The sequence below is a fragment of the Methyloceanibacter stevinii genome, assembly GCF_001723355.1.
Lineage (GTDB): Bacteria > Pseudomonadota > Alphaproteobacteria > Rhizobiales > Methyloligellaceae > Methyloceanibacter > Methyloceanibacter stevinii.
The window spans coordinates 150,003-174,131 of sequence record NZ_LPWE01000014.1 but is presented as its reverse complement, the minus strand read 5'-3'; the positions used below and the strand labels follow the sequence as shown (position 1 = coordinate 174,131).

The following is a 24,129-nucleotide window of genomic DNA, read 5'->3' as shown; positions in this document are numbered from 1 at the left end:
CCCGGCCCCTATTCGCGGAGCATGAAGGTCCGCACGATCCAGAAATAGACGGCGTTCGGCAGCAGCCGCATCAGCTTCATCGCCCAGGTGAAGCGGCGCGGAAACGTGATTTCGTACGCCTTGCGCTCGAGACCCCGCAGGAGCCGCTGCGCCGCGTCGTCCACCGGCATCAGGAACGGCATCGGAAAGTCGTTCACGGCAGTCATGGGCGTGTCCACGAATCCGGGATTGACAATCGACAACGTCACACCCTTTGCCGCCAGTTCTGGGTGCAAGGATTCTGCGAGGTTGATGAGAGCCGCCTTGGTCGACCCGTAGGCAGCGGCCTTTGGCAGCCCACGATAGCCCGCCACGGACGAGATGATCGCAATCTGCCCGGCCCGGCGGCGCATCATGTCGGGGACGGCTTGCGCCAGGACATTCACGACGCCCATGAAATTGACGTCCATGGACCTCTTGAACACCGCGGGATCGATATCGGGCGGCACGACCATTTCCCACGTGCCGGCGGAAAGAACTACGAGATCGATCTTTCCTGCCTTGTCCTCGATGTCCTGGTAGCAGCGCGCCACGGCGTCCGCGTCAGTAATATCGAGAGGATAGGCGAGGAGCGTTTGCGAGGCCTCTTGCATGGCGTTGAGGCTATCGGCCGAGCGCGCGGAGATGGCCACGGTGTCGACGCGTCCATCGAGGAGCTTCGCGAGCGCGGCGCCAAGTCCGGAGCTCGCGCCGACAATCCAGGCGGTGCGCCATGGGAGCGCCGGCGCGTCGGTCACCTAGATCCCCACGATGGGCTGCAGCAACCGGCCGAAAAAGCTTTTGAAGCGCGTCGGCGCCTCCGTAGCCACGAGGCAGATGCAGGCCTCCGGCGAGTCCACCACGGGCTGATGCTCGGCATGTTCGTCGAGATCGGCGATGTCGCCCGGTCCGAACCGCCCGAACACATCGCGGTAGGAACCCTCGAGAACGAGAGTCAATTCCATGCCGCCATGGCCGTGGTCCGGGATCTTGGTTCCAGGCGCGATCCGCAACAGGGTCAGCGTGCTGCGCGCCGTCTTGGAGACGGGAAGGACATGCTTGGAGACACCCGGCGCGACCTTCTTCCATACAATGTCGTCTAGGCCGCCTTTGAGCAGCCGCGCGAGCGGGCCGGGGACTCCCGGCCGCGTATCCTTCGGCCGAGGTTTGGTGCGTTCCGCTGGCGCGTCGGCGTGATCGTCGAGAAGACTGAGGGCCCGATCGAGTGAGGCGGGGCTCATGGGCGATGCTTCGACACTCTCCAGTACCGCGCCGCCGACATCTTCGATCTCGCGCAGTGCTGCGCGGCAGGCGTCACATGTGGCGATATGGGCCGCGACCAAGGTCGCAAATCCCTCATCGAGACTGCCCGCGGCGTAGCTCACCAAGGTCGCGGTATCGGGGTGATGGACAATCGTCATTTCAAAGTCTCCAAGCGTTCCCGCAGCTTTGCGTACGCAAGGCGCAAGCGGGACTTCACTGTTCCGAGCGGCAGGCCGAGTGTCGTCGCGATTTCCGCCTGCGGCATATCCTCGACGAACGACAGTTCGACCACACGGCGCTGTTCCGCCGGCAGGTCGGCGAGAGCCTGTCCCACCAGCCTCTCGCGCTGCCGCATTTCCGTTTCCTCTTCGCCGCTTGCATCCGGCGCTTCCAGCTGGAGGTCGGCGATGTCCTCATAGGGCCGGGATGACTGCCGGCGTAGCCGATCGATCCGGACGTTACGGGCGATGGTGAAGACCCATGCGCCCACCGTGCCTCTTTCGGGCGCGTAAAGACCGGCTTTGCGCCAAAGCGTCAGCATCACCTCTTGAGCCAAATCTTCCGCCGTATCGGCGTCGCTCCCGCTCCGAATCATCAATCCCTTGATTCTCGGCCCGAAATGCAGAAACAAGCGCTGGAACGCCTCGCGATCGCGATGCTGCGCTACGCGTACGACGAGCGCTCGATCGTCCAGGTTGTCTTCCGGGCAAGTTGACAATGGTTGGGCCGCGCTCATTCCTCGAATGCCGCCAGGTCCTGTCGTTGTTGTGTGCGTAGTATACGACACAAGGGGTGCCGCGGATCACCTGTGGCGCCGGGTTTTTTGGCTCGAGAGCAGGGCATGGCGTGCGCGATTGCGAACACACCCCGTCCTAGGGTTAGCGTGCCGTTTCAGGCGGGGCGGGTTCGGCTACGAGAGAGCCTCGAGGCTGATCGCGTCGGTCGTGCGCGGGTCGCCGGGGCTCTGATCCGAGCGTTCGATCCAACTTCGGGCGGCGAAGCGGTCGCGCTGCCGAACAGCGTCGCGAACGCGACCTCGGCGGCATCGCGCCCCACCCCGATTCTGACCAGCCCATCAAGGGCGGCCTGCCGCGTCGGGTCGAACAGCCACCAGCGGTCACCGAGATAGGCTTCGAACACCGCATGAAAATCGGGGGGCGAGAGGCCGAATGCGTAGCATGTGACGTAGCGTGCGGGGATGCCGAGTGCGCGGCAGAAGGTGATTCCGAGATGCGCAAAATCGCGGCACACGCCTGCACGGTTCATGATTGTCTCCGCCGCCGTGGTCTCCGCGTCGCTGCTCCCCGGCATATAGGCGATATGATCGTTGATCCAGTTGCAAATGGAGCTGACTCTCTGATGACCCTTGGGGAGTTGACCGAACTCCGCCTGCGCAAATCCCGCAACCCGATCCGAGGGTACGAAGCGCGTCGGCAAGAGGTAGGGCATCAGTGAAAACGGGAGCGCGGCAACCGGCACTTCGGCCAATGTCTGCGGATCGGCTCTCACGACATCTAGGGTGAGGTCCGCCTCGTAGTGGAGCGACAACGTGCCCGGCGAAGCCGGAACGCGTAAGTATCGGTTGCCAAGACCCGGGGTGTCGTAGGACTCGACATTGGCGCCCTGACTGACCGTGACCGTGTCATTCAGGTTGGCATTTGTTGCCAGGCGCGCGACCTCGACGTTGAACACGAAAATCGTATCCGCCGAGACTTCATAGTTCAGGTTGCAACCGAGTTTGACGGTCATCCGTGTCGTGTTCCTTGGGTGTGATGGACGCTGCTAGCCGAGCTCGGCGACCTTCAGCCGGGCAATGGCGGCGAAGGCACCTTCCGCGTAAGTTTCCAAATAGGTCTGGAACATCTCGGCGTTCTCGCTGTCCTTGATGCTCTCCCAGTAGGCGAGTTCGACGGGATCCGCCTCCGGCAACTCGGGCTCACCTTCTTTTTCCGAAAGCACCTTCAGGCGCTCGGCAGCGAGCGCGGCAAAGGCGCCTTCCGGGTACTTGTCGAGATAGGCTTCAAATTCGGCGACGACATCGCCGTCCCGGATGCTTTCCCAAAACGCAAGCTCGTATTCCGGCGGTTCATGCGGTTCCACGTCGAGCGTTTCCTGACCGGGTGTATCCTCCTCGGACATGACGGGTTCGCCATTCTCGAACACGATACGGTAGGCCCGCACCGGCTGCTCGATGTTCTTGACGTATTGCTCGCCCAAGTCCGCGTAGACGTAGTTCGTTAGTTTGCGCACATATTCGTGTACGCCGCGCGACAGACAGACTCCGTCCGGTTCCGATAACGATTCGAGCCGTGCGGCGACGTTGACGCCATCGCCGAAGATGTCGGCGTCCTTGACCATGACGTCTCCCACGTTGACGCCGATCCGAAAGGACAGGCCGTCATGTTCCGCTTCCTTGGCGTTCACATGCATGATTTCGCGCTGAATCTTCACGGCGCAATCGACGGCATTCACCGCGCTCGCAAATTCTGCGACGACGCTGTCGCCGGCAGTGCCCGTGATCCGACCGGCGTGAGTCTCTATGAGCTCATCGATCAACTTCCGGCGCTCCGTGAGAAGCTGCAGCGTTCGCTCCTCGTCATGCTCCATGTGAGACGAGAAACGCACCACATCAGCGGCCAGTATGCCGACGAGCTTTCGTTCGATGCGCGGCGATGTTGGTACGGGTTCCATTAGATCTTTCGAATCGTGTGACATCTGCACTCACCCTGCAGGACCTTGCACTGACAATTCCCATGCGGCTGGTCCGGTTCCGTGCGCCCCAAATTCGGTGGGAACATGACAGCGTCTTTGATGTTCTCAAAGCATCCAACTGCATCGCAAGGAGGACCGAAGGAAATGAACTGGGATCAGATCGAAGGAAACTGGAAGCAATTGCGCGGCAAGGCGCAACAGCAATGGGGCCACCTGACCAATGACGACCTCGATGTCGTCGAAGGGCGCCGCGACCAGCTCGTGGGCAAGGTGCAGGAGCGCTACGGCGTGGCCAAAGAAGAGGCGGAGCGGCAAGTCGACGATTGGATGAAGAGCATCTCGGGATAGCCCCGCTCAAACCCTCCCTCCTATCTAAAGGGGCGGCCTCAACAGGCTGCCCCTTCTTTGTTGGAACTGTCGGTTGCCGTTTCATCGAGCGCTGGAAGGCCGCCGGGAAAGCGCGGCACGGCACGAGCCGACCCAGTAGAGCGCCCCGACCCAGAGTTTTCGCCATGCATACTTGCCGCTCTTGTCGCAGCGCCGCCGCAGAAGCTCCCTGGCGTAGGCGCGCTTCCTTGCGCTCAGATCGGGTTTCACGAGCGCGCTGCGTAGTTCGCGATCACTGAGCTTTTCCATGCGTGCTGTCTCACTCGGCGGCGCGCTACCGTCTTGTCGCCAGGAAGCCCGATACGAATGCGATAGCCACCAGTGGCAGGGCTCCGACGTGCTGCGTGGCACGAGAAAGTCCCTTGTCCACGAGCGCCAGAGCCTCGCCCGGCGCCGCAATGGCAGCTGTTTCGCGAGGTCTCGCGCGCGCTGCCAACGGCAGGATGGCGAGAACCACAAGAGCCAGCCCCAGCAAACATCCCGCGACGATGCCTGCGGCTTCGATGGGACGGAAGCCAATCGAATCGACGAGCGCATAGTAGGCGGCAACGAGACCGAACGCGGCGGCGAACAGAACACAGACGACCGCAACCGCTATGACGATGACTTTGTGCACGAACGCGCTGATCGAATTGTCGATGCGCCGCTTGACTTGGGAAATCAGCGTAAGGACCATTGTGCGCGGCTCTCATCGCCGCATGAAGACGCCGAGCAGCAGGCCAAGACCCACGGCGATCGCGAGGGCGGCCAGGGGATTGCGCCGCACGGCCTCTTCCGCTTCGTGCACGCCTTCCGCAGCTCCCTCCTGAGCGCGGCTCAGGCCCTCGCTTGCGAGTTTGCTGACCTTCGCGCCCATGGCACTCAACTCGGACTGTATCTTGCCAACTTCGTCGACGAGCTTGTCGAGGTGCTCGCGCGCCGCCGCTGCGGCATCGCTTCCACCTTGGCCGGGTCTTGCAGTAGACATCGTATCTCCCCTGGTCATGAATGCTTTGGGAACACCAGCTTGTGCGCATTGTTCCCTTCTCAGTATGGCGTGTGATTGAAACACCGGGGAACGTGTCGGAATATCTCAAACCATGAGGAACAGTCGCAACTCTTTGGTCACTGACATTGCTCTGCTCGCGGGACTCTTTACCCTGGCATTCCAACTGGATAGGTCCCGCAGGGGCCCGGGTGCAGGCGCATCGACAGCAGAGGCTGACGACAGCGACCTGCGGCCCTCCCAGGAGCCCCACCATTTTCATGAAAGCCGAACGAACGAGGCCGGCCGCGGACGCGCGGCCTCGTCCCCGACCGGCATCCCGGGCAAGGGTTGGATGGACGTTCTGTGGCGGATCTACAACCAGCTGCAGAACGATCGCTTGCTCGCCGTGGCGGCAGGCGTCGTGTTTTACATGCTGCTCGCGCTGTTCCCGGCGCTGACGGCCTTGGTTTCGCTCTACGGACTCGTATCCGACCCCGCCGAGATCAACGCGCAACTTTCCCTGTTGGCTGGTGTCGTGCCCAACGCGCCGTCGAAATCGTGCGGGACCAAGTCACGCGCGTCGCGGAGGCGCGGTCCGGGTCGCTCGGTCTTGGTTTCTTGATCGGACTTGCGTTCGCGCTTTGGAGCACCAACGGCGGCATGAAGGCGATCATCGATTCGCTGAACGTCGTCTACGACGAGCGTGAGAAGCGCAGCTTCGTGAAACTGACGCTGGTCTCGTTCGCCTTCACGATCGGTAGCCTCTTCTTGGTGTTCTTGGCCTTGGCGGCGGTCGTCGTAACCCCGCTCGTGATGCCATGGCTGGGCCTGGAATCCATCAACGAGCGAATCATTTCACTGCTTCGCTGGCCCGCGCTGCTGATCGTCCTGCTGGTGTGGCTGGCGCTGCTGTACCGCTACGGTCCCAGCCGAACGGCCGCGCAGTGGCAGTGGCTCAGTATCGGCAGTGTGTTCGCGGCACTGTGCTGGCTGGTGGCGTCCAGCCTGTTCTCCTGGTATCTCTCCAACTTCGCCAACTACAACGCGACCTACGGCTCACTCGGCGCTGTCATCGGGATGATGATGTGGCTTTGGGTTTCGGTCATCGTCGTGCTGTTCGGCGCGGAACTGAATGCCGAGCTCGAGCACCAGACGGCGGAAGACACGACCGTGCGCCCCGAGCAACCGCTCGGAGCGCGCGGCGCTGTCATGGCGGACACGGTCGGCAAAGCCTGGCGCTGAGAAGGCCCGCTAGAACGCGCCCGCGTTCGGGGCGTCAGAGGCGTCCGAGCAAGGCCAAGATCAGTACAATGACGAGAACGAGACCCACGATCCCCGTTGGACCGTAGCCCCATCCGCGGCTGTAGCCCCAATTGGGGATCACGCCGATGAGGGCGAGGATCAAGATGATGACGAGAATTGTCCCAAGGCTCATGTCGTGGTGCTCCTAGTCTGTTTTGAGGGTGACTGGCGTCCAGGGGAAAACCTTCGAAGCGCGAACGCTTCGTCCTAGAGAACCCCGAGGAACGACAGGATGAAGCCCACAACGACGATGACCCCGATGATGTAAAAGATGTTGTGCATGGTGCTCTCCTGCCTCTTCTGATGCTTCGACAGGCAACACGGGACTGTTGCTTTTGTTCCCTGTGCACGGCGGCGACCGGCAAGGTGCGTGCCGCACGTTGGGCTGTCCGCAATTGCGTCGCCGCGGCCGTCACTCGCTAAGCGACCTGTGTCGTCAGTCGTCCTGTGCGTTGCCGGAACATAGCCCTGCGCATGGTGTTGCGAAGGAGAACACGAACTGTGTTCGAGACTGCACGATCATCATCATGGATTGAGGAGACTATACGTGATGCGATTTCTCGTAACGACAGTGCTGGCCCTAGCACTCGCGACACCCGCGTTGGCGGCGAGCCAGGACGCGAAACCTTTTGGAACCGTCGCGCAAAACGAAGCCGGCGACATCTATGCCTCGGAGCTCATTGGCATGCGCGTCTATGCGACCGACAAGGATATGAGCAAAGAGGATGACAAGACGGCGTCGAAACCCGACTGGGACGACATCGGTGAAATCGACGACGTCATCCTGACCGAGAACGGCGAGGTGAAGGCCGTGATCGTCGGTGTCGGTGGCTTCCTGGGAATCGGCGAACGTGACATTGCGGTGAAAATGTCGAGCCTCAATATGGTTCGTGAGGACGACGACGACGATTTCTTTCTGGTTCTCAACGCCGACAAGGACGCCCTAATGAATGCGTCTGCCTACGAGCGCGCTGCTACGCCGGCTGCCGCTCCCAAGGCCGACGACGATACCGAAGCCAAAAAGATGGACGACGAGTCGACGATGGACTCCGACACAAAGGCCGAGTAGTCGCGGTTGCCGACCAAGGGCTCTGAGCCAGTTGCGGCTGAACGCCCGTCAAGTGCCAAGAACGGTCGCTCCTGTGGCGGCCGTTCTTGCCGTCCGGACACGCCCGACGGCATCCCATCGAACGCAAGTTTAGGGCCCCAGGCTTTTTAGGGCGCGATTAGCATAGCTTAATTCGGATCCCGCACCGGCTTGCTATGACTCCAAGCGAAGCCTCGGCGAACTTCTTGGATATTGCCGAGGGAACGAACGTGGGGTGCGGGTGTTGCCCCCTCATGCAATCCGCACTCTCTCTTGGAAACAACTTCGCTCATGCGCATCAGCGCTTTGAGGGACCGCGCTCGTGCTGCAGTCCATCGATCGGCTTTGCCCGGTCGCCGGACCACCTATGGCGGTTAGGAAAAGCCACGATGCGGGAAAGCACACAAACCGAGACAGTTTCACAGGTTGCATCGGAAATTCCGATGTTACGGCGCTACGCGCGCTTTCTCGCGCGCGATATCGAATTGGCGGACGACCTCGTACAGGAATGTCTTGCGCGTGCCATCGCAAGGATCGACTCGTTTCAACCGGGCACGAACCTTCAAGGCTGGCTGATCGTCATTCTCCGAAACGTCTTCTTCAACGAATGCCGCAGAGCCAAGCGCGAGCGGGTATCGCTCAAGGAGCTGGGAACGGCGGCGCCGCAACAGCTTCCGGCCCAGCAGGAAGACAGTTTGATGCTTTCGGAGCTCGAACGAGCCTTCATGTCCTTGAGCCCGGACCACCGCGAAATTCTTAGTCTCGTCGTTGTCGAAGGGATGACATACGAGCAGACGGCGGAGATTCTCGGGGTGACGATGGGAACGATAAAATCGAGACTGTCGCGTGCGCGTGCCTGTTTGGCCTCTCTCATGGATGACGGCGCGCCGCGCCCAATTGAACGAAGTAGGATCGTTGCTGACGCCCTCTGACGAAAACATCCACGAGTTCGTGGACGGCCGGCTCTCGGCGCCCGAGGCCGCAAAATTTGCCGCCCACGTCGCAGCGAATCCCCACTTGAGACGCAGAGTGGCCGCCCTGTGGCTGATCAACCAAATGCTCCGCGGCCTCGGGCAACACATCTTGGATGAGCCGGTCCCCGAGAGGCTGGCGAAGATTGTCAGAGTCCGTCCCTCGGCGCCGGACGGCTCTTCAACGGCGTAGCGGTTTAACATTCGCCATTTCTGCTCCGCGCGGATACGAATGCCGGAGGGACAAGGCGCCGCAAACGGCACGAAGATCGCCCGTCGGAGTTCTAGACGGGCGGCTCTAGAGGAGTGGCCTCACTGGCCATAAGTTGAAGGTGACCTCCCATAGACAGTCTACTAAACTTTCGCACGCCGTTTGCCTTGAGACCTGGGCCATGACACTTACACCGCCGGGCCGCTCCCCCAATACAGAGCAAATCAAATGCAAGGACTGCCCGCTTCGGGGCAACGACGCCTTTCGGGCTTTCACCGAAGAGGAGCTGGACTTCGTTCAGAAGTTCAAGGGCGGCGAATTGGTCGCCGACGCGGGAACGACGATCTTCCTAGAGGGGAACAACAGCGCGCACCTGTATACGGTCCTGTCCGGGTGGGTATTCCGCTACAAGCTTCTCCACGACGGTCGGCGTCAGATCCTGAACTTCGGACTTCCCGGCGATTTTTTCGGCCTTCAATCGTCCATGTTCGGCGAGATGGATCATTCGGTCGAAGCACTGACCGACGTCGTGCTGTGCGTGTTTCCGCGGGAGAAGGTCTGGCAGCTCTACGAGCACTATCCCGATCTCGGATTCGACCTGACCTGGCTCGCGGCGCGCGAGCAGTTCATGCTGGACGAGAACCTGCTGACCGTGGGACGCCGCACGGCAATTGAACGGGTCGCCTCGGTACTGCTGCACGTCTTCCAACGGGTTCAGCAACTCGGCATGGCGCGCGGGCGCCGCGTCGATATTCCGTTCACGCAGCAACAATTAGCCGATGCGCTCGGTCTCTCGCACGTTCACACCAACAAGACGATCAAGAAGCTCACGAGCGAGAACCTGATCGACTGGCACCCGCCGATCCTTCATGTGAAAGACCTCGAGGGGCTCGTCCGGGCGGCGAATGACGAGCTCACCTCCTTGCCGGTGCGCCCGTTCATTTAGTCTCTGGGCTAACGCGCCCCTCTCGGAAGTCTCGGGCGGCCGTTACGCAACGGACTGTTTGTTGAGCGCACTCTCGGCAAGCATCGATAGCTTCTTGTCGGCCGCGTATTCCTGGTCGAGATTGGCCGCAAGCAGCTTTGCTTCATTCGGCATGTCGAGCTGCTGCGCCCAGGCCACCATCGTTCCGTAGCGCGTGATTTCGTAGTGCTCGACGGCCTGTGCGGCGGCGATCATGCCGGCGTCGCGGGCGTCCGGGTCCTCGCACTCCTTCATGATTTCCTTGGCCTCGTCGATGATGCCGTTGATCGCCTCGCAGGTTACGCCGCGCGGCTTGAGGTCCAAGGCTTTGAAGACCTTTTCGAGGTTAGCGACTTGCGCCTTGGTCTCCTTGTGGTGCGCATTGAACGCATCGCGGAGTTCCGCCGCATCGGCTTCCTTCGCCATCTTCGGCAGACTGTCCAGGATCTTGTTCTCCGCGTAGTACATGTCGCGGAGAAAGTGCTTGAATAAGCCTTCCAGAGTTTTCACTGCGTCATCCTCATATCGTGTTTGGTCCCAAGTCGGGACTGGGCCTCGTCAACACGAAGGAGGTGCGAGTGTTCCGCGTTTGATGCGGGCGGCAGCGCATCCCTAGAGACAGTGCGTGCGGTCCATGCTAGTCGGCGCGGATCGGATGCGGGTCGCCGGCAGAACGGACCATGTGCGGCTGTCGTGGTGAAGAATGACTTGGTGGAGAGGCTTGGCGGGGAGGGAGGAGGACCCAAATGTCCGCTTCTGTCACAAAGCGGACATTGGCTATTCGGCCGGTCCGTCCGCCTTTTGCGGGGCCATGGATGCTCCCAAGGCCCCAGGTACGAACCACTTATAGACGGCGGGTATCACCAGGAGCGTCAGGACGGTGGAGCTGACAAGGCCGCCGACCACGACCGTGGCCAGCGGTGCCTGGACCTCGCTGCCGGCGCCGGTGGCGTAGAGCAGTGGGATGAGCCCAGGCCGTCGGCGCGGGCACGGGACGAAGGCGCATGCAGCGCCCTGGACGCTCGCCTCATCCACCGACTTTCCTTCTTCGACAAGCCAGTTGAGATAGGTGACGAGCACCATGCCGTTCTCGAGGGCGATGCCGAACAGGGCGATAAAGCCAACCGAGGCCGGCACGGAAAGGTTCAGGCCCGCGAGCCACAGCGCGACCACACCGCCGACCAGCGCGAGAGGAATGTTGAGCATGATCAGCAACGACGCGCGCAGCGAGCCGAAGTTCATGAACAGGAGCAGGAAAACGAGCCCAAGCGTGATGGGCACCACGATGGCGAGCCTTCGGTTGGCCTCCTGCTGAAGCTCGAACTGTCCGCCCCACTCGACGAGATAGCCCGAGGGCAGATCGACGGCTTCGGCGATCCGTTCCTGACCCTCGGCGACAAACGAGCCGATATCGCGCCGGCGTACGTTGGCTTGAATGGTGATGAAGCGCTGGGTGTTCTCCCGCGTGATCTGGCGGGGACCCACAATCTCCGACACCTCTGCCACCTGACGCAGGGGAATGAGCAAACCGGCCGGCGTGCGGATCACAAGTTCCCGGATCATTTCGGGCGTGGTGCGCGCACCCTCGTCGTATCGGACAAGAATGTCGAAACGCCTGACGCCCTCGAAGACCTGTCCCGCCGTCTCTCCGCCGATCGCCGTGCGCACGGCCGATTGCACGTCGTCGATGGTGAGCCCGTACCGGGAGATTTGCCCACGGTTGACCCGGATCTGAAGTTGCGGTGTGCCCGTGACCTGATCCTTCTGTACGTCCGCCGCACCAGGCACGTCACGCACAGCCTGTTCGATCTCTCCGGCCTTCTCCAGCAGCACATCCTGGTCGTCGCCGAAGAGCTTGATCGCAAGCTCTGCCTTCGTGCCTGTGAGCAGCTCGTCCACGGCGGCGGCGATGGGCTGGGTGAAGTTGAACTTTGCACCGGGAAAGCTCTCGAATGTCTCGCTCATGGCGGCGAACAGTTGTTCGGGTGTACGCCCGCTCGGCCAGTCTTCTTGGGGCTTCAGCCCAACAAACGCCTCCGCATTGTTGACCGGGTCCGCGTGTGCGCCAACTTCACCGCGGCCGACGCGCGATACGACACGATCGACTTCCGGAAACGTCTCCAACAATTGCTGTTCGAAGCGCGTGACCGTGTCGCGAGCCTCCTCCAAAGCGATGGACGGCGCCATGGTGACGCGCACCAGCAGGTCGCCCTCGTTCAGTCTTGGTACGAATTCCGAGCCGAGCCGGGGAAAGATCGCAAGTCCTACCGCGAGAATTGCAACCGCGAGCCCGATAGCGAGGGGCCTCTTCCGTACGAACATCTGGATCAGCGGCCTGTACGCGCCGATCAGACCGTTTAAGAGCCGGTCCGCGAAACCTACTTTGTCGCGGTCCGTCTCGCTCGGCCGCTTCATGAGCATCTCCGACAAGACGGGAGCAACGAAGACGGCGAACAACAGCGAGCCCAGCATGGCCAGCGAAACTGTGAAGGCGAGGGGGCGGAACGTCTTGCCCTCATAGCCCTGCAGCGTGAAGAGCGGTAGGAACACGACGATGATGATCACAATGGCGAAGGCGATGGGCCTTACGACCTCGGCGCACGCGCGCGCTACGATCTCCCGTTTGGATAGCGCCGTGTGCTGCTCTTTGAGATAGCGGTCGACATTCTCCACGATGACGATCGCACCATCGACCATGATGCCGATGGCGATCGCGATGCCTCCTAGGGACATAAGGTTGGCCGACAACCCGGTGGCGCCCATGACGATGAAGGCGACGCAGATCGAGAATGGGATGGCAAAGGCCACCGACAAGGCTCGGCCGGAGGCACCCATGAAGGCGAGCAGCACCAAAACGACCAGGATGATCCCTTGGGCGAGCGCGCCGTTCACGGTCTCCACGCTGCGCAGCACCAGCTTGGACTGATCGTAGTACGGCGCCACCCGCACGCCGTCCGGGAGCGCGGCGTTGATCTTGTCGAGGCGCTCCTTCACGTCCTCGATGACCTTGGACGTGTTGGTGCCGATCAGCTTGAGCACAAGCCCGGCGACGATCTCTCCCTCGCCGTCTTTCGTGGCCAGCCCTTGGCGAACCTCGCCGCCGATTTTCACTTGGCCGATGTCGCGCACTTTTACGGGCACACCGTCCACGACCTTCAGGATCGTGTCCTCGATGTCGGCGATCCCGGTCGCAAGGCCGATGGAGCGGACGAGGTACTGCTCGGAGTTCTTGACAATGTATTGCGCCCCGGCGTTTCCGTTGTTGGCTTTCACTGCATCCACTACGTCGCCGATGCTGATCCGATAGCGCAGCAGCGCTTGTGGATCGACCTGGACCTGGAACTGCTTCACCTCGCCGCCGAGCGACAGAACCTCGGTGACGCCCGGCACGGTCTGCAGATTGAATTTGATGATCCAATCCTGGATCTCGCGCATCTCTTCCGGCGTGCGCGAGCCATGGCTATCTTCTACGTAGTAGAACAAGATCTGTCCGAGGCCGGTAGTGATCGGGCCCATCTCGGGCTCACCAAAGCCTTCCGGGATTTCTTCGCGTGCGGTCTGCAGCCGTTCGCCCACGAGCTGGCGGGCGAAGTAGATGTCCGTCCGATCCTCGAAATAGACATTGACCACGGACAGGCCGAAATTGGAGATCGAACGAATGGTCTTCAGGCCGGGAAGACCGTTCATGGCCACCTCTATCGGGTAGGTGACGTAGCGTTCGACCTCTTCGGGCGCGAGGCCTTCCGTTTCGGTGAACACCTGAACAAGTGTTGGTGACACGTCGGGAAACGCGTCCACGGGCAGAGTCCTGTAACTCTGGAAGCCCGCAACCAAGACGCCTATAGCGATGATGCAGACTAGTAGCCGCTGGCGGAGGATAGCTTCGAGAAACGTGCGCATCTATGAGCCCGGCTAGTGGTTGTGGCCGTCGTCGAAGTCCGACTTGGCAAGCTGCGACTTCACGAGGAACGCGCCCTCGGCCACGACTGCGTCACCAGGCTTGAGGCCGGTGAGAACTTCGACGTGCTCGCCATTGCTGCGGCCGAGCGTGACAGGCCGTGGCTTCAGTGGCCCATCGTCGCCTTCCCGAACGAAGACAACGCTTTGGCCTTCGTGTGTTTGCAGGGCGGAAGCCGGAATGCGCATGTCAACGGGGTCTGCCGTCAACGAGATCCGCGCCGTCACGAACATGCCGGGCCGCAGGTGCCTAGGTGCGTTCTCAAGCTCAACACGCGCTTTCGCCGTTCGCGTCTCTTCCGAAACGTTCGGAGTCACAAACGCGATTGTGCCGTCGACCTGAAGGCCGCCGTCGGTGGTAACGGTCACGGGTTGGCGCTTCTCGACCCGCTCCAGATCGTGAGCGTAGATGCTGATGTCGACCCACACCGTCGACACATCCGCGACGATGAAGGCCTCACGGTCGGTCGACACGGATTCGCCGTGTGTGAGATGACGTGCGACGACCGTCCCGCCGAGGGGAGCGTGCATGACGTAAGCCGTGAGATCGGCTTCGTCCTGCTCGGCGATCTCTTTGAGGCGCGACTCGCCAATACCGAGCGCCAGCAGTTTCTGCCGCGCACTGCGCAAGTTGATACGAGCCTCGGCAAAGTCCGTCTTGGCCGTAAGATGCGTCCTCTCGGAAACGATCCGCTTGCCGACGAGCGCCTCCGCCCGATTGAAGTTTTCTTTGGCCAGCTCCAGACGTTCGAGGCTCGCCAGATAGGATGCCTTCGCATCGGCAAGCTCGCGGCTGTCCAGCACGGCGAGCACGTCGCCCTCCTCGACCTGATCGCCTTCGTTCGCCTCGACGGTGCGGGCGATTCCGGGAACGCGCGGCACGACATGCGCGAGAGCATTCTCGTTGTAAATAACTTCGGCCGGCCTCTCGATGGTGACGGGGATTGGCCCGCCCGTGACGGTCACCGTGCGGACGTTGAACCTGTCCATCTGCTCCTGGGTCAGGCCGACGCTGCCAGGTTCGTCATGATTACCGTGATCGTCATGACCCTCGTGGCTCGAATGGTCGTCGGACCCGTGGCCATGCGAATCCTCCGAACCGTGGTCGTGACCTTCGTGTCCGTTTTCGCCTTCCTCATCGTCGTGGTCATGGTCATGGCCGTCGTCGTGGCGATGCCCTTCCTTGGCATCGTGATCCGCCTTGTCGTCGGGTCCGTCCTTGGAGTCGTGACCATGGTCCTTATGGTCATGCCCGTCGCCGAGGTCGTGTTTGTCCTTGGCGCCATGGTCGTGATCTCCGTGGCCGTGATCTCCATGGTCGTGACCCGCCTGATCGTCTTGTGCCTCTGCAACGTTGGTCGTCGAGGGGCCGTCCGCCTCAGCCCAGACGGCGCTCGCGGCCAGACCCATGGCGCCGAATGCGATGCAAGCCGACGCGCGGGCGAAAGTTGTGATCTTCGTCATGTGTTTCTCCACAAGTTCAATTCTGGCTGTTCCGTGTAAGCCGCGCGATTCCGGCCTCCGCCGTTTTCAGACGAGGCTGCAGGGACAGCGCACTGCGGTAGTCCTTCAGGGCTTTCTGGATCTCACCGATGGTTTCGTAGGCCGCCGCGCGTTGTGTCAGGGACTCGGCCGTCGGCTTGGATTTGATGCCCCGGCTGAAATCGTCGATTGCGTCTTGATGCTTGCCGTCCGCCAGACGAATCTCGCCTCGGCCGTAGTAGCAAAGAGGCATGTCGACCCAGAGCGAGAGCCCCTTCTCGAAATCGGCCAGCGCCTTTGCGCGTTCGGCCTTGCGGAGATGGCTTAGGCCGCGGCTGCAATAGGCATAGCCGACATTTGGCTTCAGCCGAATTGCCTCGGTTAGGTCGGCGATCGCCGCGTCATATTGGCCCACAGCAACGCGGGCCGAGCCCCGGTTGTACCAACCCTCGAACTGATTTGGTTCCAGCGCGATGACGCGGCCGTAGTCAGCGAGGCCCGCGTCGAAGTCGCCCAACCGCGCAAAAGTGTTCCCGCGATTGAGATAGGCTTGGGCACGGTTGGGATCGAAGCCGATGATCTCGCTCAAATAAGCGATCGCCCGGACGGATTTTCCCGCCTTGACGCAAGCAAGAGCCTCGCGAGTAAGCTGCTCGACGCGTTCTGATTGCGGCAACGAGGAGTCAATTACGCTGCCGCCGCACGGCGGGGACGCTGCGTGCGCCTGCAACGGCGTAGATAGCAACGGTAGTAGAAGCACTAAAAGTCGTTTGCGCATGGTCGTTCACCTGGACTGCATGGCTGAGATGAGCAGCAGGCGGTGAACCAGCTTCGCCGTGAAGAGCGAATGTCAAAACGCAAACATGGCGACGCGATTCACCGGACTCTGCCGCCGTCTGGGCAGAGGGCGCCGCAAAAGCAGGCGCCGGATCAGGTGGTCGCGCGTGGAGGTCTGAGGAGGCAGTAAGTGCTGGTGAATATGTAGTCGGAGCTCGCGTGGGGCACGAGCTTTCCGCCTTTGGGCGGATGATTCAGGACGGTTTGGGCGGTCGTCTGGCAGACCGGCGCACAGCAATGCGCATCGAGACAGTGAGCGGCAGCATGCTTGGGATCTTCCTCGCCGGTATCGGGCGCCGCGACACGACTCTCGGCGCCGGCCGTGTATAGGGAGATGTTCAGATGGTCATGTGCGGAGTCCAAGTCCTTGGACGCGGCGTGAGATACCGAATCCGCAAGCCTGACGGCCCCGCCGAACATGAGCACGGCGGCTAGAAGGATGCATATGGCCTGTCGAGCCTCCCGAAGCATGCCTCAAACGATCCTTTGGGTCGCCGAAAGTCAAGTTACTTTGTCCGTGGCTCTGGAAATTGCAGGCCCAGTTGCCGGTCCTGCCCACAGGACTCCGCTGGAAGCTGACACGGCCGCACCTCCAGATCGCTGACCCGTGCTTCCGCTCCTGGCACGAAGTGGACCAGAATCTCGCCCAATCTCATGTCCGCTCACGGGCTCGAAGTAGACGATTGAGGCCGCGGCCGCGCGGTTGGTTGCAGGGCGTTCGCGATGCGCCGCTAACAGACCGCGTCCAGTGGTCGGAAATTGGCGGAGAGGGAGGGATTCGAACCCTCGGAACGCTCACGCGCTCAACGGTTTTCGAGACCGCCCCGTTCGACCACTCCGGCACCTCTCCAAGCGGGCTCATGTAGCTTGGCGGGGCGATGATCGCAAGCGGTACCAGCCGGTCCACCTTGCGTGCCGCTCGGAAATGCCGCAGATCGTGTCGGGGTGGCCTGTGGAGGGTGGCTCAGGTCCGAGCTGGTCCCCGATCGGAGTGGCTTGTGGCCAATCAGCCGTAAACTTCCTCGAAAGGCTTAGGTTTTGGGGCTTTCTAGGAATTGACTTCTGAGGTTTGCCCACTATATTGCGCCGCTTATCGCTCCTTCAGCGGCGTGCCGGCGGCGAAAATGCGCTGGTAAATCAAGCCCGAAGAGTAGCCTCAAAAGACGGAATGGAATCATGTTCGCGGTCATTCGCACGGGTGGCAAGCAGTATCGCGTGTCGCCGAACGACATTATCGAGATCGAGAAGATCGCCGGAAACCCGGGCGACGTCATCGAACTCTCCGAAGTTTTGCTGCTATGCGGCGAGGGTGCCGCGACCACGGGCAGCCCCACGGTCTCCGGCGCTATGGTTGCGGCCGAGGTCGTCGAGCAGAAGCGCGGTGACAAGATCATCGTCTTCAAGAAGAAGCGCCGCCAGGCTACCGCCGCACGCAAGGCCATCGTCAGGAGCTGACGGCCCTGCGCATCACCGAGATCCTGACGGACGGCAAGAAGCCTTCCAAGGCTGCCGCCAAGAAGGCGCCGGCCAAGACGGAGAGCGCGGAGAAGCCGGAAGCCAAGGCTGAAGCGGCTCCCGCCAAGAAGGCGGCCGAGGACAAAGCGCCCGCCAAGAAGGCCGCGCCGAAGAAGGCTCCGGCCAAAAAGCGCCCGCGAAGAAGACCGCAGCCAAGAAGGCCCCGGCCAAAAAGGCCCCGGCGAAGAAGAGCTAAAGGAACACCACCATGGCACATAAGAAGGCAGGCGGCTCCTCACGCAACGGCCGCGATTCAGCGGGACGTCGCCTCGGCGTCAAGAAGTCGGGCGGCCAGAAGGTTATCGCCGGCAACATCATCATTCGCCAGCGTGGCACCAAGTGGCACAAGGGCGAGGGTGTCGGCATCGGCAAGGACCACACGTTGTTTGCGCTCGTCGACGGCGAGGTCGAGTTCGCGACCAAGGCCAAGGGCCGCACCTACGTATCAGTGAAGCCGGACGCCTCGTAAGGCGCGCAACCGCTTCCAGACTTTCTTAGAGATTTGCGCGCGCCCGTCTGATAGCGGGCGCGTTTGCATATGTACGTTGGCTTTCCCATGCAGATCAGAACGCAAAGGCTGAACTTGCGGCCGCTTGACCATGCGGACGCCGCGGCCATGAGCCTGCTCGCCGGCGATTTCGACGTGGCGAGCATGACCGGCACGATCCCGCATCCCTATAGCGAGACGACCGCCCGTGCTTGGGTCGACCGTGTCGGCCAGGGCGAGGAGGGCGTCGTGTTCGCTGTCACACGAGACAGCAGGCTGATCGGCTGCTCCGGATACATGCCCATGGACGCCGACCATGGCGAGCTCGGTTACTGGATCGGGAAGCCCTATTGGGGCGCCGGGTTCGCGACCGAGGCGGTGCGCGCGGTCGTGGCCCATGCCTTCGATACGCACGGGTTCGCCTATTTGCGGGCCGGTCACTTCGTGGATAATCCCGGTTCGCAGCGGGTGCTCGCCAAACTCGGGTTCACGCCGGAGGGCGAGGAAACGCGTGATTGCGTAGCGCGCGGCGAGGTGGTGCCGTGTCTTACCTACCGGCTCGAAAGGGCCCAGGCGGTAAGCGCGCTGCAGCACCCTTAAGACCGCAAACCATGTCGTCCGGCGATGCGTGCAAGATGACGGCCCCGGTGTTAATCCCTTCCCATGCAATTTCTCGATTCCGCAAAAGTCTTTGTCCGGTCAGGTGATGGCGGCAACGGGTGCGTGAGCTTCCGGCGGGAGAAGTATGTCGAATTCGGCGGCCCCAATGGCGGCGACGGCGGCCGCGGCGGCGATGTGATCATCGAATGCGTGGCCAATCTGAACACGCTTCTGGACTTTCGCTATCAGCAGCACTTCAAGGCCAAGAAGGGCGGCAACGGCATGGGCTCCAACCGCACCGGGGCCAAGGGCGCCGATGTCGTGCTGAAAGTGCCGCCGGGCACCCAGATTCTCGATGAGGACGGGGACACGCTGATTGCGGATATGACCGAGCCGGGAACGCGGCTCGTCCTGCTCCATGGCGGCAATGGCGGCTTCGGCAACGCGCATTTCAAGACATCCACGAACCAGGCGCCCCGTCGCGCCAATCCCGGTCAGGCCGGCGAGGAGATGTATATCTGGCTGCGCCTCAAGCTGATCGGCGATGCGGGCATCGTCGGCCTGCCCAATGCCGGCAAGTCCACCTTTCTGTCGACGGTCAGCCGGGCCAAGCCCAAGGTCGCTGACTATCCGTTCACGACGCTCCACCCCAATCTCGGCGTGGTGCGTTTCGGCGGTCTCGATTTCGTGCTGGCGGACATACCGGGTCTGATCGAGGGCGCGCACGAAGGCGCAGGGATCGGCGACCGCTTCCTTGGCCACGTGGAGCGTACCGCCGTCCTGTTGCATCTGGTTGACGCAACGGAGGACGATCCTGTCGAAGCCTACGAAATCGTCCGCACCGAGCTCGAATCCTACGGCGCCGGGCTCGACGGCAAGCCCGAAGTGCTGGCCTTGTCCAAGATCGACGCAGTAGACCCCGACGATCTCAAAGAAAAGTCGCACGCACTCGAAGCGGTCGCCGGCGTCAAGCCGCTGCTTGTCTCCGCCGCCACGGGCAAAGGCGTACAGGAAGTGCTCGCCGCGCTTGCCCGTGAGGTCGAGGCCATGCGGGCGGCGGAAGTGCAAGAACTGCTACCGCGCACCGACGAAGGGTGGCGGCCATGAGGTCCGAGTGGGCGTCTGCGCGCCGGATTGTCGTCAAGATCGGCTCGGCGCTTCTGGTCGACAGCGCGGCCGGCGTCTTACGCGCCGCGTGGCTGGACGCGCTGTGCGACGACATCGCGGAGCTCCGAAGCCAGGGCAAGGAAGTCGTCCTGGTGTCGTCGGGCGCAATCGCGCTCGGGCGTAATGTCCTCAAGCTGCCCAAGGGGCCGCTCAAGCTCGAAGATAGTCAGGCCTCGGCTGCGGTCGGCCAGATCCATCTGGCTCATGCGTATGAGAGCGCCTTTCGGGCGCGGGGACTCGCGGCCGCGCAGGTGCTCGTGACCCTGGGCGATACGGAGGAGCGGCGGCGCTATCTCACGCGCGCAGCACGAATCTCGACCCTGCTCAAGCTCGGGGCGGTGCCCGTGGTCAACGAGAACGACACGGTCGCCACCAACGAGATCCGCTACGGCGACAACGATCGGCTTGCCGCGCGCGTCGCCTCAATGATGAGCGCCGACTGCCTCGTGCTGCTGTCGGATGTGGACGGGTTCTATACGGCGCCGCCGGGCTCGACGGCCGACGCCAGGCGGCTCGATGTAGTCCCTGAGATCACCGCCGAGATCGAGGCGATGGCCGGCGATGTGGGGTCTGAGTTGTCGCGTGGCGGCATGGTCACGAAGATCGAAGCGGCCAAGATTGCCGTGGGCGCGGGCACGAACATGGTGATCGCCAGCGGCAAGGTACTCAACCCGCTGCAGGTACTGGCCTCGACCGGGGTCTGCACCTGGTTCCTGGCCCACTCGGACCCCGTGACCGCGCGGAAACGTTGGATCGGTGGTACGCTGGAGCCCCGCGGGGCCGTGATCGTCGATGCCGGCGCGGCCAAGGCGTTGGCGTCCGGCAAGAGCCTGCTGCCGGCCGGCGTCACGGAGATCGTTGGGCAGTTCGAGCGCGGCGATGCGGTGGCCATCCGCGGGCTCGAAGGAACGGAAATCGGCCGTGGGCTGATTGCCTACGGTCATGCGGACGCCGCGGCGATCATTGGGCGCAAGAGCGGTGAAATTACCGACATACTCGGCTATCTTGGCCGTCCGGAGCTGATCCATCGCGACGACATGAGCCTCAGGAAGAAGGGCTCCTAAGGAACAGCCTTCCAAGGAAACGAAAGGACCTCACGTGGCACTTCCCGCCCAGGACCCCGCCGTCAGTCTGGAGCCGATGATGCTCTATATGGGCCGCCTTGCCCGCGCGGCCGCGGCCGAGCTCGCCATGGCGACGACGGAGCAGAAGAATGCCGCGCTCGAGGCGATGGCGGCTGCCCTTGAGGCGGGCACCGAGAAGATCCTCGGCGCGAATGCCAAGGATTTGGAGGCGGCCGAAAAGAACGGGCGCGATGCCGCTTTCTTAGACCGGCTGCGGCTCGACGAAGGCCGCGTGGCGGCCATGGCCAAAGGTTTGCGCGAGGTCGCAGGCCTGCCCGATCCCGTCGGCCAGACGATCGCGTCCTGGACGCGGCCCAACGGGCTCGAGATCGCGCGGGTCCGCGTGCCGCTCGGCGTCATCGGCATGATCTACGAGAGCCGTCCGAACGTGACGGCGGACGCCTCCGCGCTGTGTCTCAAGTCGGGCAATGCCGTAATCCTGCGGTCGGGCTCCGACAGCTTCCTGACGTCGCTCGTGATCGCCAATATTCTGACCGAGGCGATGAAGTCCGCGGGGCTTCCGGGCGAGGCCATCCAGCTCGTGCCGTCGGTGGACCGGCAGGCGGTCGGGTTCATTCTCGGCGGCCTCGGCGGCGCCGTCGATGTGATCGTGCCCCGGGGCGGCAAGAGCCTTGTGGAGAGAGTTCAGAAGGAAGCGCGCGTGCCGGTGTTTGCGCATCTGGAGGGCAACTGCCACGTCTATGTGGACGAGACCGCGCCGCTCGACATGGCCCGGGACATCGTCGTCAACGCCAAGATGCGTCGGACCGGCATTTGCGGCGCGGCCGAGACGCTGCTGGTTTCGCGCGCAGCCGTTGACACGCACCTCACGCCCATCGTCGACGCGCTGATCGAGGCCGGCTGCGAAGTGCGCGGCGATCCGGATACACAGCATACGGATAGCCGCGTCAAAACAGCGACGGATGAAGATTGGGATACGGAGTATCTGGCGCCCATCATCGCCGTCAAAGTCGTCGAGGATCTCGATGACGCCATCGCGCATATCGACGAGCACAGCTCGCACCATACCGAGGCGATCGTCACGAACGACGAAGCGGCTGCGGCGGCGTTTCTGGCGCGAGTCGACAGCGCCATTGTCCTGCACAACGCCTCGACCCAGTTCGCCGATGGCGGCGAGTTCGGCATGGGGGCGGAGATCGGGATTGCGACGGGCCGCTTTCATGCGCGCGGGCCCGTCGGCGTCGAGCAGCTCACCACGTTTAAATATGTGGTGCGCGGGCAGGGCCAGACGCGGCCTTGAGCGCGAAGACTGCCGTGAGCAAGCCGTCTGCCTCGAGCGAAATGCGGGCTCCGCTGGCGGCGCCGGGCATGCGGATCGGGCTCCTCGGCGGGTCCTTCAACCCTGCCCATGGTGCCCATCGTGAAATCAGTCTTGCGGCTCTGAAGCGGCTGGGGCTCGATCAAGTCTGGTGGCTGGTCAGCGCGGGCAATCCCCTGAAGGACGTCTCCAGCCTGCCGCCGGTCGCGGAACGGGTGCGCGCCGCCCGGCGCGTCGCGAACCATCCGCGAATCACGGTCACGGGCTACGATGGCGGAACGGGGTCGCCCTATACGGCCGACCTGCTTGCGGCGCTCGTGCAGCGCTATCCAGGCGTCAACTTTGTCTGGCTGATGGGCGCGGACAATCTCGCCACGGTCCACCGTTGGAAGGCCTGGCCCGAGATATTCCAGCTTGTGCCGATCGCCGTGTTGGACCGGCCCGGCTTTCGCCTCAAGGCGCGCGCCGGCAAGGCGGCGCATCGCTTCGCGGGCGCCTATATCGACGAGACCGACGCTTTGGGGCTCGCGCTCCTGCGTCCGCCTGCCTGGACCATCCTCACCCACCGCCTGTCGGGGCTCTCGTCGACCGCCCTTCGCGAAAATGTCTTGGAATCGGACTAGATTACTAGATCAAGAGCAAGAAGAACCGGCCCCTACTATCTATTGAAACTTGACCAGCCGGCAGTTTATTGTGAGGGGGTGAAGTGGTTCGTTGTCGAAGAAGCCCCAAGCGTCGTGCACGGGACATAGTCTTGAAGCCACTTCCAGGAGCAATGGCAGAAGGAAACCCACGCAAACATGCGCTCACCTAGCGAGGGTACCGTGAGCGGTACGCCTCCATCCGGACTGGCGTCATTCAGCGCCGAGCCCGGAAGACTGCTCAAGATCGTGACCGACACACTCGACGGCGCCAAAGCCGAAGATGTCGCGGTCATCGATTTGGAAGGAAAGACTTCGATTGGCGATTACATGGTTGTCGCCTCGGGTCGTTCGCAGCGGCATGTCGGCGCCGTAGCCGACCATCTCATCAAAGCGCTCAAAGTTGGTGGCTATGGCCGTGCGCGCGTCGAAGGACTGCCCCAGGGGGACTGGGTCCTGATCGATGCGGGCGAGGTCATCGTCCATCTCTTTCGGCCGGAGGTTCGTGAGTTCTACAACCTCGAAAAGATGTGGTCCGCGGATCGGCCCATGGAGCGAATGGTGGTCTGATCGGAAGATCACCACCGGCCCACGCGGCGGAGGTTGGCTGTGCGTCTGCTGATCGCCGCGGTCGGTAAGCTCAAGCGGGGACCGGAGCGAGAGCTCTGTACCCATTATTTCGGCCGGGCCGAGGCGCTCGGCCGCAGCCTCGGTCTGTCGCCGCTGACATCGATCGAGTTGTCCGAATCGCGCGCACCAGAGGCTGCCGCACGCCGGTCGGCCGAGGCCGAGGCGCTGCTGGCCAAAATCCCAATCGATTTCACTATCGTCTGTCTGGACCCAGGCGGCGAGATGCGCTCGAGCGAGGCCTTCGCGAGCGGTCTTGGCGCCTTGCGGGACGATGCCGCGGCGCCGGGCGTGGCCTTCGTGCTCGGCGGCCCCGACGGGCATGGCCAACCAGTCCTTGACCGGGGCGCCCAGTCGCTGTCTTTGGGACCCATGACGCTGCCCCACGGACTTGCGCGGATCGTCCTCGCCGAGCAGCTCTACCGGGCAATGACGATCTTGTCGGGGCACCCGTACCACCGGGCCTGAGAGGCCTAAAGGTTAAGGATTCTTAAGGCTTTTGCCTTGATTCTGCCTTTTCCCTCCGGTGCC

The 24,129-nt window shown here is 62.6% G+C and carries 24 protein-coding genes, 1 tRNA gene and 3 pseudogenes; 14 read left to right on the top strand and 14 right to left on the bottom strand.

Annotated elements, in window-relative coordinates; all coding sequences use genetic code 11:
• Positions 1 to 8: 8 nt before the first annotated feature.
• The 5 genes and pseudogenes from AUC70_RS15630 to AUC70_RS15610 form a co-directional block, all read right to left on the bottom strand.
• The gene (locus AUC70_RS15630) at positions 9 to 776 is read right to left on the bottom strand and encodes an SDR family NAD(P)-dependent oxidoreductase (protein ID WP_069445700.1); all 768 of its coding nucleotides are present in this window, start codon (positions 774 to 776) and stop codon (positions 9 to 11) included.
• Positions 777 to 1,439, bottom strand: coding sequence for a ChrR family anti-sigma-E factor (locus AUC70_RS15625; RefSeq protein ID WP_069445699.1), 663 nt, complete (start codon positions 1,437 to 1,439; stop codon positions 777 to 779).
• Entirely contained in the window at positions 1,436 to 1,876 is a 441-nt protein-coding gene (locus AUC70_RS15620) for a sigma-70 family RNA polymerase sigma factor (protein WP_244505664.1), read from the bottom strand. Before AUC70_RS15620 ends, AUC70_RS15625 begins: the two co-directional genes overlap by 4 nt.
• A gap of 315 nt (positions 1,877 to 2,191) precedes the next feature.
• Positions 2,192 to 3,030 (bottom strand): annotated as a pseudogene (locus AUC70_RS15615) (transglutaminase-like domain-containing protein).
• Between the two features lie 33 nt (positions 3,031 to 3,063).
• Positions 3,064 to 3,972 (bottom strand): adenylate/guanylate cyclase domain-containing protein, encoded by a 909-nt coding sequence (locus AUC70_RS15610; protein WP_069445697.1) that lies wholly within the window; start codon positions 3,970 to 3,972, stop codon positions 3,064 to 3,066.
• A gap of 165 nt (positions 3,973 to 4,137) precedes the next feature.
• On the opposite strand from AUC70_RS15610, the gene AUC70_RS15605 reads away from it, so the two are divergent.
• A complete protein-coding gene (locus AUC70_RS15605) occupies positions 4,138 to 4,341 on the top strand; it encodes a CsbD family protein (protein WP_069445696.1) in 204 nt (67 codons plus the stop codon).
• Between the two features lie 81 nt (positions 4,342 to 4,422).
• Here AUC70_RS15605 and AUC70_RS16910 read toward each other — a convergent pair whose 3' ends face one another.
• From AUC70_RS16910 to AUC70_RS15595, 3 genes are read right to left on the bottom strand one after another with little or no spacing between them, the layout of a single operon-like run.
• Complete coding sequence (locus AUC70_RS16910; RefSeq protein ID WP_141702171.1) at positions 4,423 to 4,629, bottom strand: hypothetical protein; 207 nt, start codon at positions 4,627 to 4,629, stop codon at positions 4,423 to 4,425.
• Between the two features lie 25 nt (positions 4,630 to 4,654).
• Positions 4,655 to 5,056 carry a hypothetical protein gene (locus AUC70_RS15600; RefSeq protein ID WP_069445695.1) on the bottom strand — a complete coding sequence of 134 codons (402 nt, stop codon included), beginning with the start codon at positions 5,054 to 5,056 and terminating at the stop codon, positions 4,655 to 4,657.
• A gap of 12 nt (positions 5,057 to 5,068) precedes the next feature.
• Positions 5,069 to 5,347, bottom strand: a complete 279-nt coding sequence (locus AUC70_RS15595) for a DUF883 family protein (protein WP_069445694.1) — start codon at positions 5,345 to 5,347, stop codon at positions 5,069 to 5,071.
• Positions 5,348 to 5,459: 112 nt separating this feature from the next.
• Between AUC70_RS15595 and AUC70_RS18685 the strand changes: the two are divergent.
• Positions 5,460 to 6,589 (top strand): annotated as a pseudogene (locus tag AUC70_RS18685) (YihY/virulence factor BrkB family protein).
• 34 nt (positions 6,590 to 6,623) lie between these two features.
• On the opposite strand, the gene AUC70_RS15585 reads toward AUC70_RS18685, so the two are convergent.
• Complete coding sequence (locus AUC70_RS15585) at positions 6,624 to 6,782, bottom strand: DUF3309 family protein (protein ID WP_069445693.1); 159 nt, start codon at positions 6,780 to 6,782, stop codon at positions 6,624 to 6,626.
• Between the two features lie 417 nt (positions 6,783 to 7,199).
• Here AUC70_RS15585 and AUC70_RS15580 point away from each other — a divergent pair, with 417 nt between their 5' ends.
• The 3 genes from AUC70_RS15580 to AUC70_RS15565 all read left to right on the top strand — a co-directional run bounded on the left by AUC70_RS15580 (position 7,200) and on the right by AUC70_RS15565 (position 9,864).
• On the top strand, positions 7,200 to 7,718 hold the full coding sequence (locus AUC70_RS15580; RefSeq protein ID WP_083241652.1) for a PRC-barrel domain-containing protein: 519 nt from the start codon (positions 7,200 to 7,202) through the stop codon (positions 7,716 to 7,718).
• Between the two features lie 194 nt (positions 7,719 to 7,912).
• Positions 7,913 to 8,668, top strand: a complete 756-nt coding sequence (locus AUC70_RS18970) for a sigma-70 family RNA polymerase sigma factor (RefSeq protein WP_425283615.1) — start codon at positions 7,913 to 7,915, stop codon at positions 8,666 to 8,668.
• A 431-nt stretch (positions 8,669 to 9,099) separates the two neighbouring features.
• On the top strand, positions 9,100 to 9,864 hold the full coding sequence (locus AUC70_RS15565) for a Crp/Fnr family transcriptional regulator (protein ID WP_069445689.1): 765 nt from the start codon (positions 9,100 to 9,102) through the stop codon (positions 9,862 to 9,864).
• A 42-nt stretch (positions 9,865 to 9,906) separates the two neighbouring features.
• Here AUC70_RS15565 and AUC70_RS15560 read toward each other — a convergent pair whose 3' ends face one another.
• The 5 genes from AUC70_RS15560 to AUC70_RS15535 all read right to left on the bottom strand — a co-directional run bounded on the left by AUC70_RS15560 (position 9,907) and on the right by AUC70_RS15535 (position 17,008).
• On the bottom strand, positions 9,907 to 10,392 hold the full coding sequence (locus AUC70_RS15560) for a YciE/YciF ferroxidase family protein (RefSeq protein ID WP_069445688.1): 486 nt from the start codon (positions 10,390 to 10,392) through the stop codon (positions 9,907 to 9,909).
• Between the two features lie 267 nt (positions 10,393 to 10,659).
• Positions 10,660 to 13,782, bottom strand: a complete 3,123-nt coding sequence (locus AUC70_RS15555; RefSeq protein ID WP_069445687.1) for an efflux RND transporter permease subunit — start codon at positions 13,780 to 13,782, stop codon at positions 10,660 to 10,662.
• Positions 13,783 to 13,794: 12 nt separating this feature from the next.
• A complete protein-coding gene (locus tag AUC70_RS15550) occupies positions 13,795 to 15,303 on the bottom strand; it encodes an efflux RND transporter periplasmic adaptor subunit (protein WP_069445686.1) in 1,509 nt (502 codons plus the stop codon).
• A 16-nt stretch (positions 15,304 to 15,319) separates the two neighbouring features.
• Positions 15,320 to 16,099, bottom strand: a complete 780-nt coding sequence (locus AUC70_RS15545; RefSeq protein WP_083241651.1) for a tetratricopeptide repeat protein — start codon at positions 16,097 to 16,099, stop codon at positions 15,320 to 15,322.
• A gap of 819 nt (positions 16,100 to 16,918) precedes the next feature.
• A tRNA-Ser gene (locus tag AUC70_RS15535) sits at positions 16,919 to 17,008 on the bottom strand.
• A 326-nt stretch (positions 17,009 to 17,334) separates the two neighbouring features.
• Between AUC70_RS15535 and rplU the strand changes: the two are divergent.
• The 9 genes and pseudogenes from rplU to rlmH all read left to right on the top strand — a co-directional run.
• A pseudogene (rplU, locus tag AUC70_RS17415) lies at positions 17,335 to 17,771 on the top strand (50S ribosomal protein L21); the annotation flags it as partial.
• Positions 17,772 to 17,881: 110 nt separating this feature from the next.
• On the top strand, positions 17,882 to 18,142 hold the full coding sequence (gene rpmA / locus AUC70_RS15520; RefSeq protein WP_069445681.1) for a 50S ribosomal protein L27: 261 nt from the start codon (positions 17,882 to 17,884) through the stop codon (positions 18,140 to 18,142).
• 114 nt (positions 18,143 to 18,256) lie between these two features.
• The gene (locus tag AUC70_RS15515; RefSeq protein WP_244505661.1) at positions 18,257 to 18,760 is read left to right on the top strand and encodes a GNAT family N-acetyltransferase; all 504 of its coding nucleotides are present in this window, start codon (positions 18,257 to 18,259) and stop codon (positions 18,758 to 18,760) included.
• Between the two features lie 63 nt (positions 18,761 to 18,823).
• The gene (gene obgE / locus AUC70_RS15510) at positions 18,824 to 19,867 is read left to right on the top strand and encodes a GTPase ObgE (protein ID WP_069445680.1); all 1,044 of its coding nucleotides are present in this window, start codon (positions 18,824 to 18,826) and stop codon (positions 19,865 to 19,867) included.
• Positions 19,864 to 20,991, top strand: a complete 1,128-nt coding sequence (proB, locus tag AUC70_RS15505; RefSeq protein ID WP_069445762.1) for a glutamate 5-kinase — start codon at positions 19,864 to 19,866, stop codon at positions 20,989 to 20,991. Before obgE ends, proB begins: the two co-directional genes overlap by 4 nt.
• 79 nt (positions 20,992 to 21,070) lie before the next feature.
• Positions 21,071 to 22,312 carry a glutamate-5-semialdehyde dehydrogenase gene (locus AUC70_RS15500; protein WP_069445761.1) on the top strand — a complete coding sequence of 414 codons (1,242 nt, stop codon included), beginning with the start codon at positions 21,071 to 21,073 and terminating at the stop codon, positions 22,310 to 22,312.
• Between the two features lie 41 nt (positions 22,313 to 22,353).
• On the top strand, positions 22,354 to 22,953 hold the full coding sequence (locus tag AUC70_RS15495; RefSeq protein WP_069445760.1) for a nicotinate-nucleotide adenylyltransferase: 600 nt from the start codon (positions 22,354 to 22,356) through the stop codon (positions 22,951 to 22,953).
• A 177-nt stretch (positions 22,954 to 23,130) separates the two neighbouring features.
• Entirely contained in the window at positions 23,131 to 23,541 is a 411-nt protein-coding gene (gene rsfS / locus AUC70_RS15490; protein ID WP_083241650.1) for a ribosome silencing factor, read from the top strand.
• Between the two features lie 39 nt (positions 23,542 to 23,580).
• A complete protein-coding gene (rlmH, locus tag AUC70_RS15485; protein ID WP_069445679.1) occupies positions 23,581 to 24,066 on the top strand; it encodes a 23S rRNA (pseudouridine(1915)-N(3))-methyltransferase RlmH in 486 nt (161 codons plus the stop codon).
• Positions 24,067 to 24,129: the final 63 nt, after the last annotated feature.

Excerpts from the sequence above, each read along its gene's own strand:
- obgE (WP_069445680.1), top strand. The coding sequence starts at position 18,824 with ATGCAATTTCTCGATTCCGCAAAAGTCTTTGTCCGGTCAGGTGATGGC.
- AUC70_RS15620 (WP_244505664.1), bottom strand. The coding sequence starts at position 1,876 with ATGATTCGGAGCGGGAGCGACGCCGATACGGCGGAAGATTTGGCTCAA.
- AUC70_RS15550 (WP_069445686.1), bottom strand. The coding sequence starts at position 15,303 with ATGACGAAGATCACAACTTTCGCCCGCGCGTCGGCTTGCATCGCATTC.
- AUC70_RS15610 (WP_069445697.1), bottom strand. The coding sequence starts at position 3,972 with ATGGAACCCGTACCAACATCGCCGCGCATCGAACGAAAGCTCGTCGGC.
- rpmA (WP_069445681.1), top strand. The coding sequence starts at position 17,882 with ATGGCACATAAGAAGGCAGGCGGCTCCTCACGCAACGGCCGCGATTCA.
- AUC70_RS15605 (WP_069445696.1), top strand. The coding sequence starts at position 4,138 with ATGAACTGGGATCAGATCGAAGGAAACTGGAAGCAATTGCGCGGCAAG.
- AUC70_RS15545 (WP_083241651.1), bottom strand. The coding sequence starts at position 16,099 with ATGCGCAAACGACTTTTAGTGCTTCTACTACCGTTGCTATCTACGCCG.
- AUC70_RS15565 (WP_069445689.1), top strand. The coding sequence starts at position 9,100 with ATGACACTTACACCGCCGGGCCGCTCCCCCAATACAGAGCAAATCAAA.
- rsfS (WP_083241650.1), top strand. The coding sequence starts at position 23,131 with ATGCGCTCACCTAGCGAGGGTACCGTGAGCGGTACGCCTCCATCCGGA.
- AUC70_RS15500 (WP_069445761.1), top strand. The coding sequence starts at position 21,071 with ATGCTCTATATGGGCCGCCTTGCCCGCGCGGCCGCGGCCGAGCTCGCC.
- AUC70_RS15495 (WP_069445760.1), top strand. The coding sequence starts at position 22,354 with ATGCGGGCTCCGCTGGCGGCGCCGGGCATGCGGATCGGGCTCCTCGGC.
- AUC70_RS15555 (WP_069445687.1), bottom strand. The coding sequence starts at position 13,782 with ATGCGCACGTTTCTCGAAGCTATCCTCCGCCAGCGGCTACTAGTCTGC.
- AUC70_RS15580 (WP_083241652.1), top strand. The coding sequence starts at position 7,200 with ATGCGATTTCTCGTAACGACAGTGCTGGCCCTAGCACTCGCGACACCC.
- AUC70_RS15585 (WP_069445693.1), bottom strand. The coding sequence starts at position 6,782 with ATGAGCCTTGGGACAATTCTCGTCATCATCTTGATCCTCGCCCTCATC.
- proB (WP_069445762.1), top strand. The coding sequence starts at position 19,864 with ATGAGGTCCGAGTGGGCGTCTGCGCGCCGGATTGTCGTCAAGATCGGC.
- AUC70_RS15625 (WP_069445699.1), bottom strand. The coding sequence starts at position 1,439 with ATGACGATTGTCCATCACCCCGATACCGCGACCTTGGTGAGCTACGCC.
- AUC70_RS15600 (WP_069445695.1), bottom strand. The coding sequence starts at position 5,056 with ATGGTCCTTACGCTGATTTCCCAAGTCAAGCGGCGCATCGACAATTCG.
- AUC70_RS15595 (WP_069445694.1), bottom strand. The coding sequence starts at position 5,347 with ATGTCTACTGCAAGACCCGGCCAAGGTGGAAGCGATGCCGCAGCGGCG.
- AUC70_RS18970 (WP_425283615.1), top strand. The coding sequence starts at position 7,913 with ATGACTCCAAGCGAAGCCTCGGCGAACTTCTTGGATATTGCCGAGGGA.
- AUC70_RS16910 (WP_141702171.1), bottom strand. The coding sequence starts at position 4,629 with ATGGAAAAGCTCAGTGATCGCGAACTACGCAGCGCGCTCGTGAAACCC.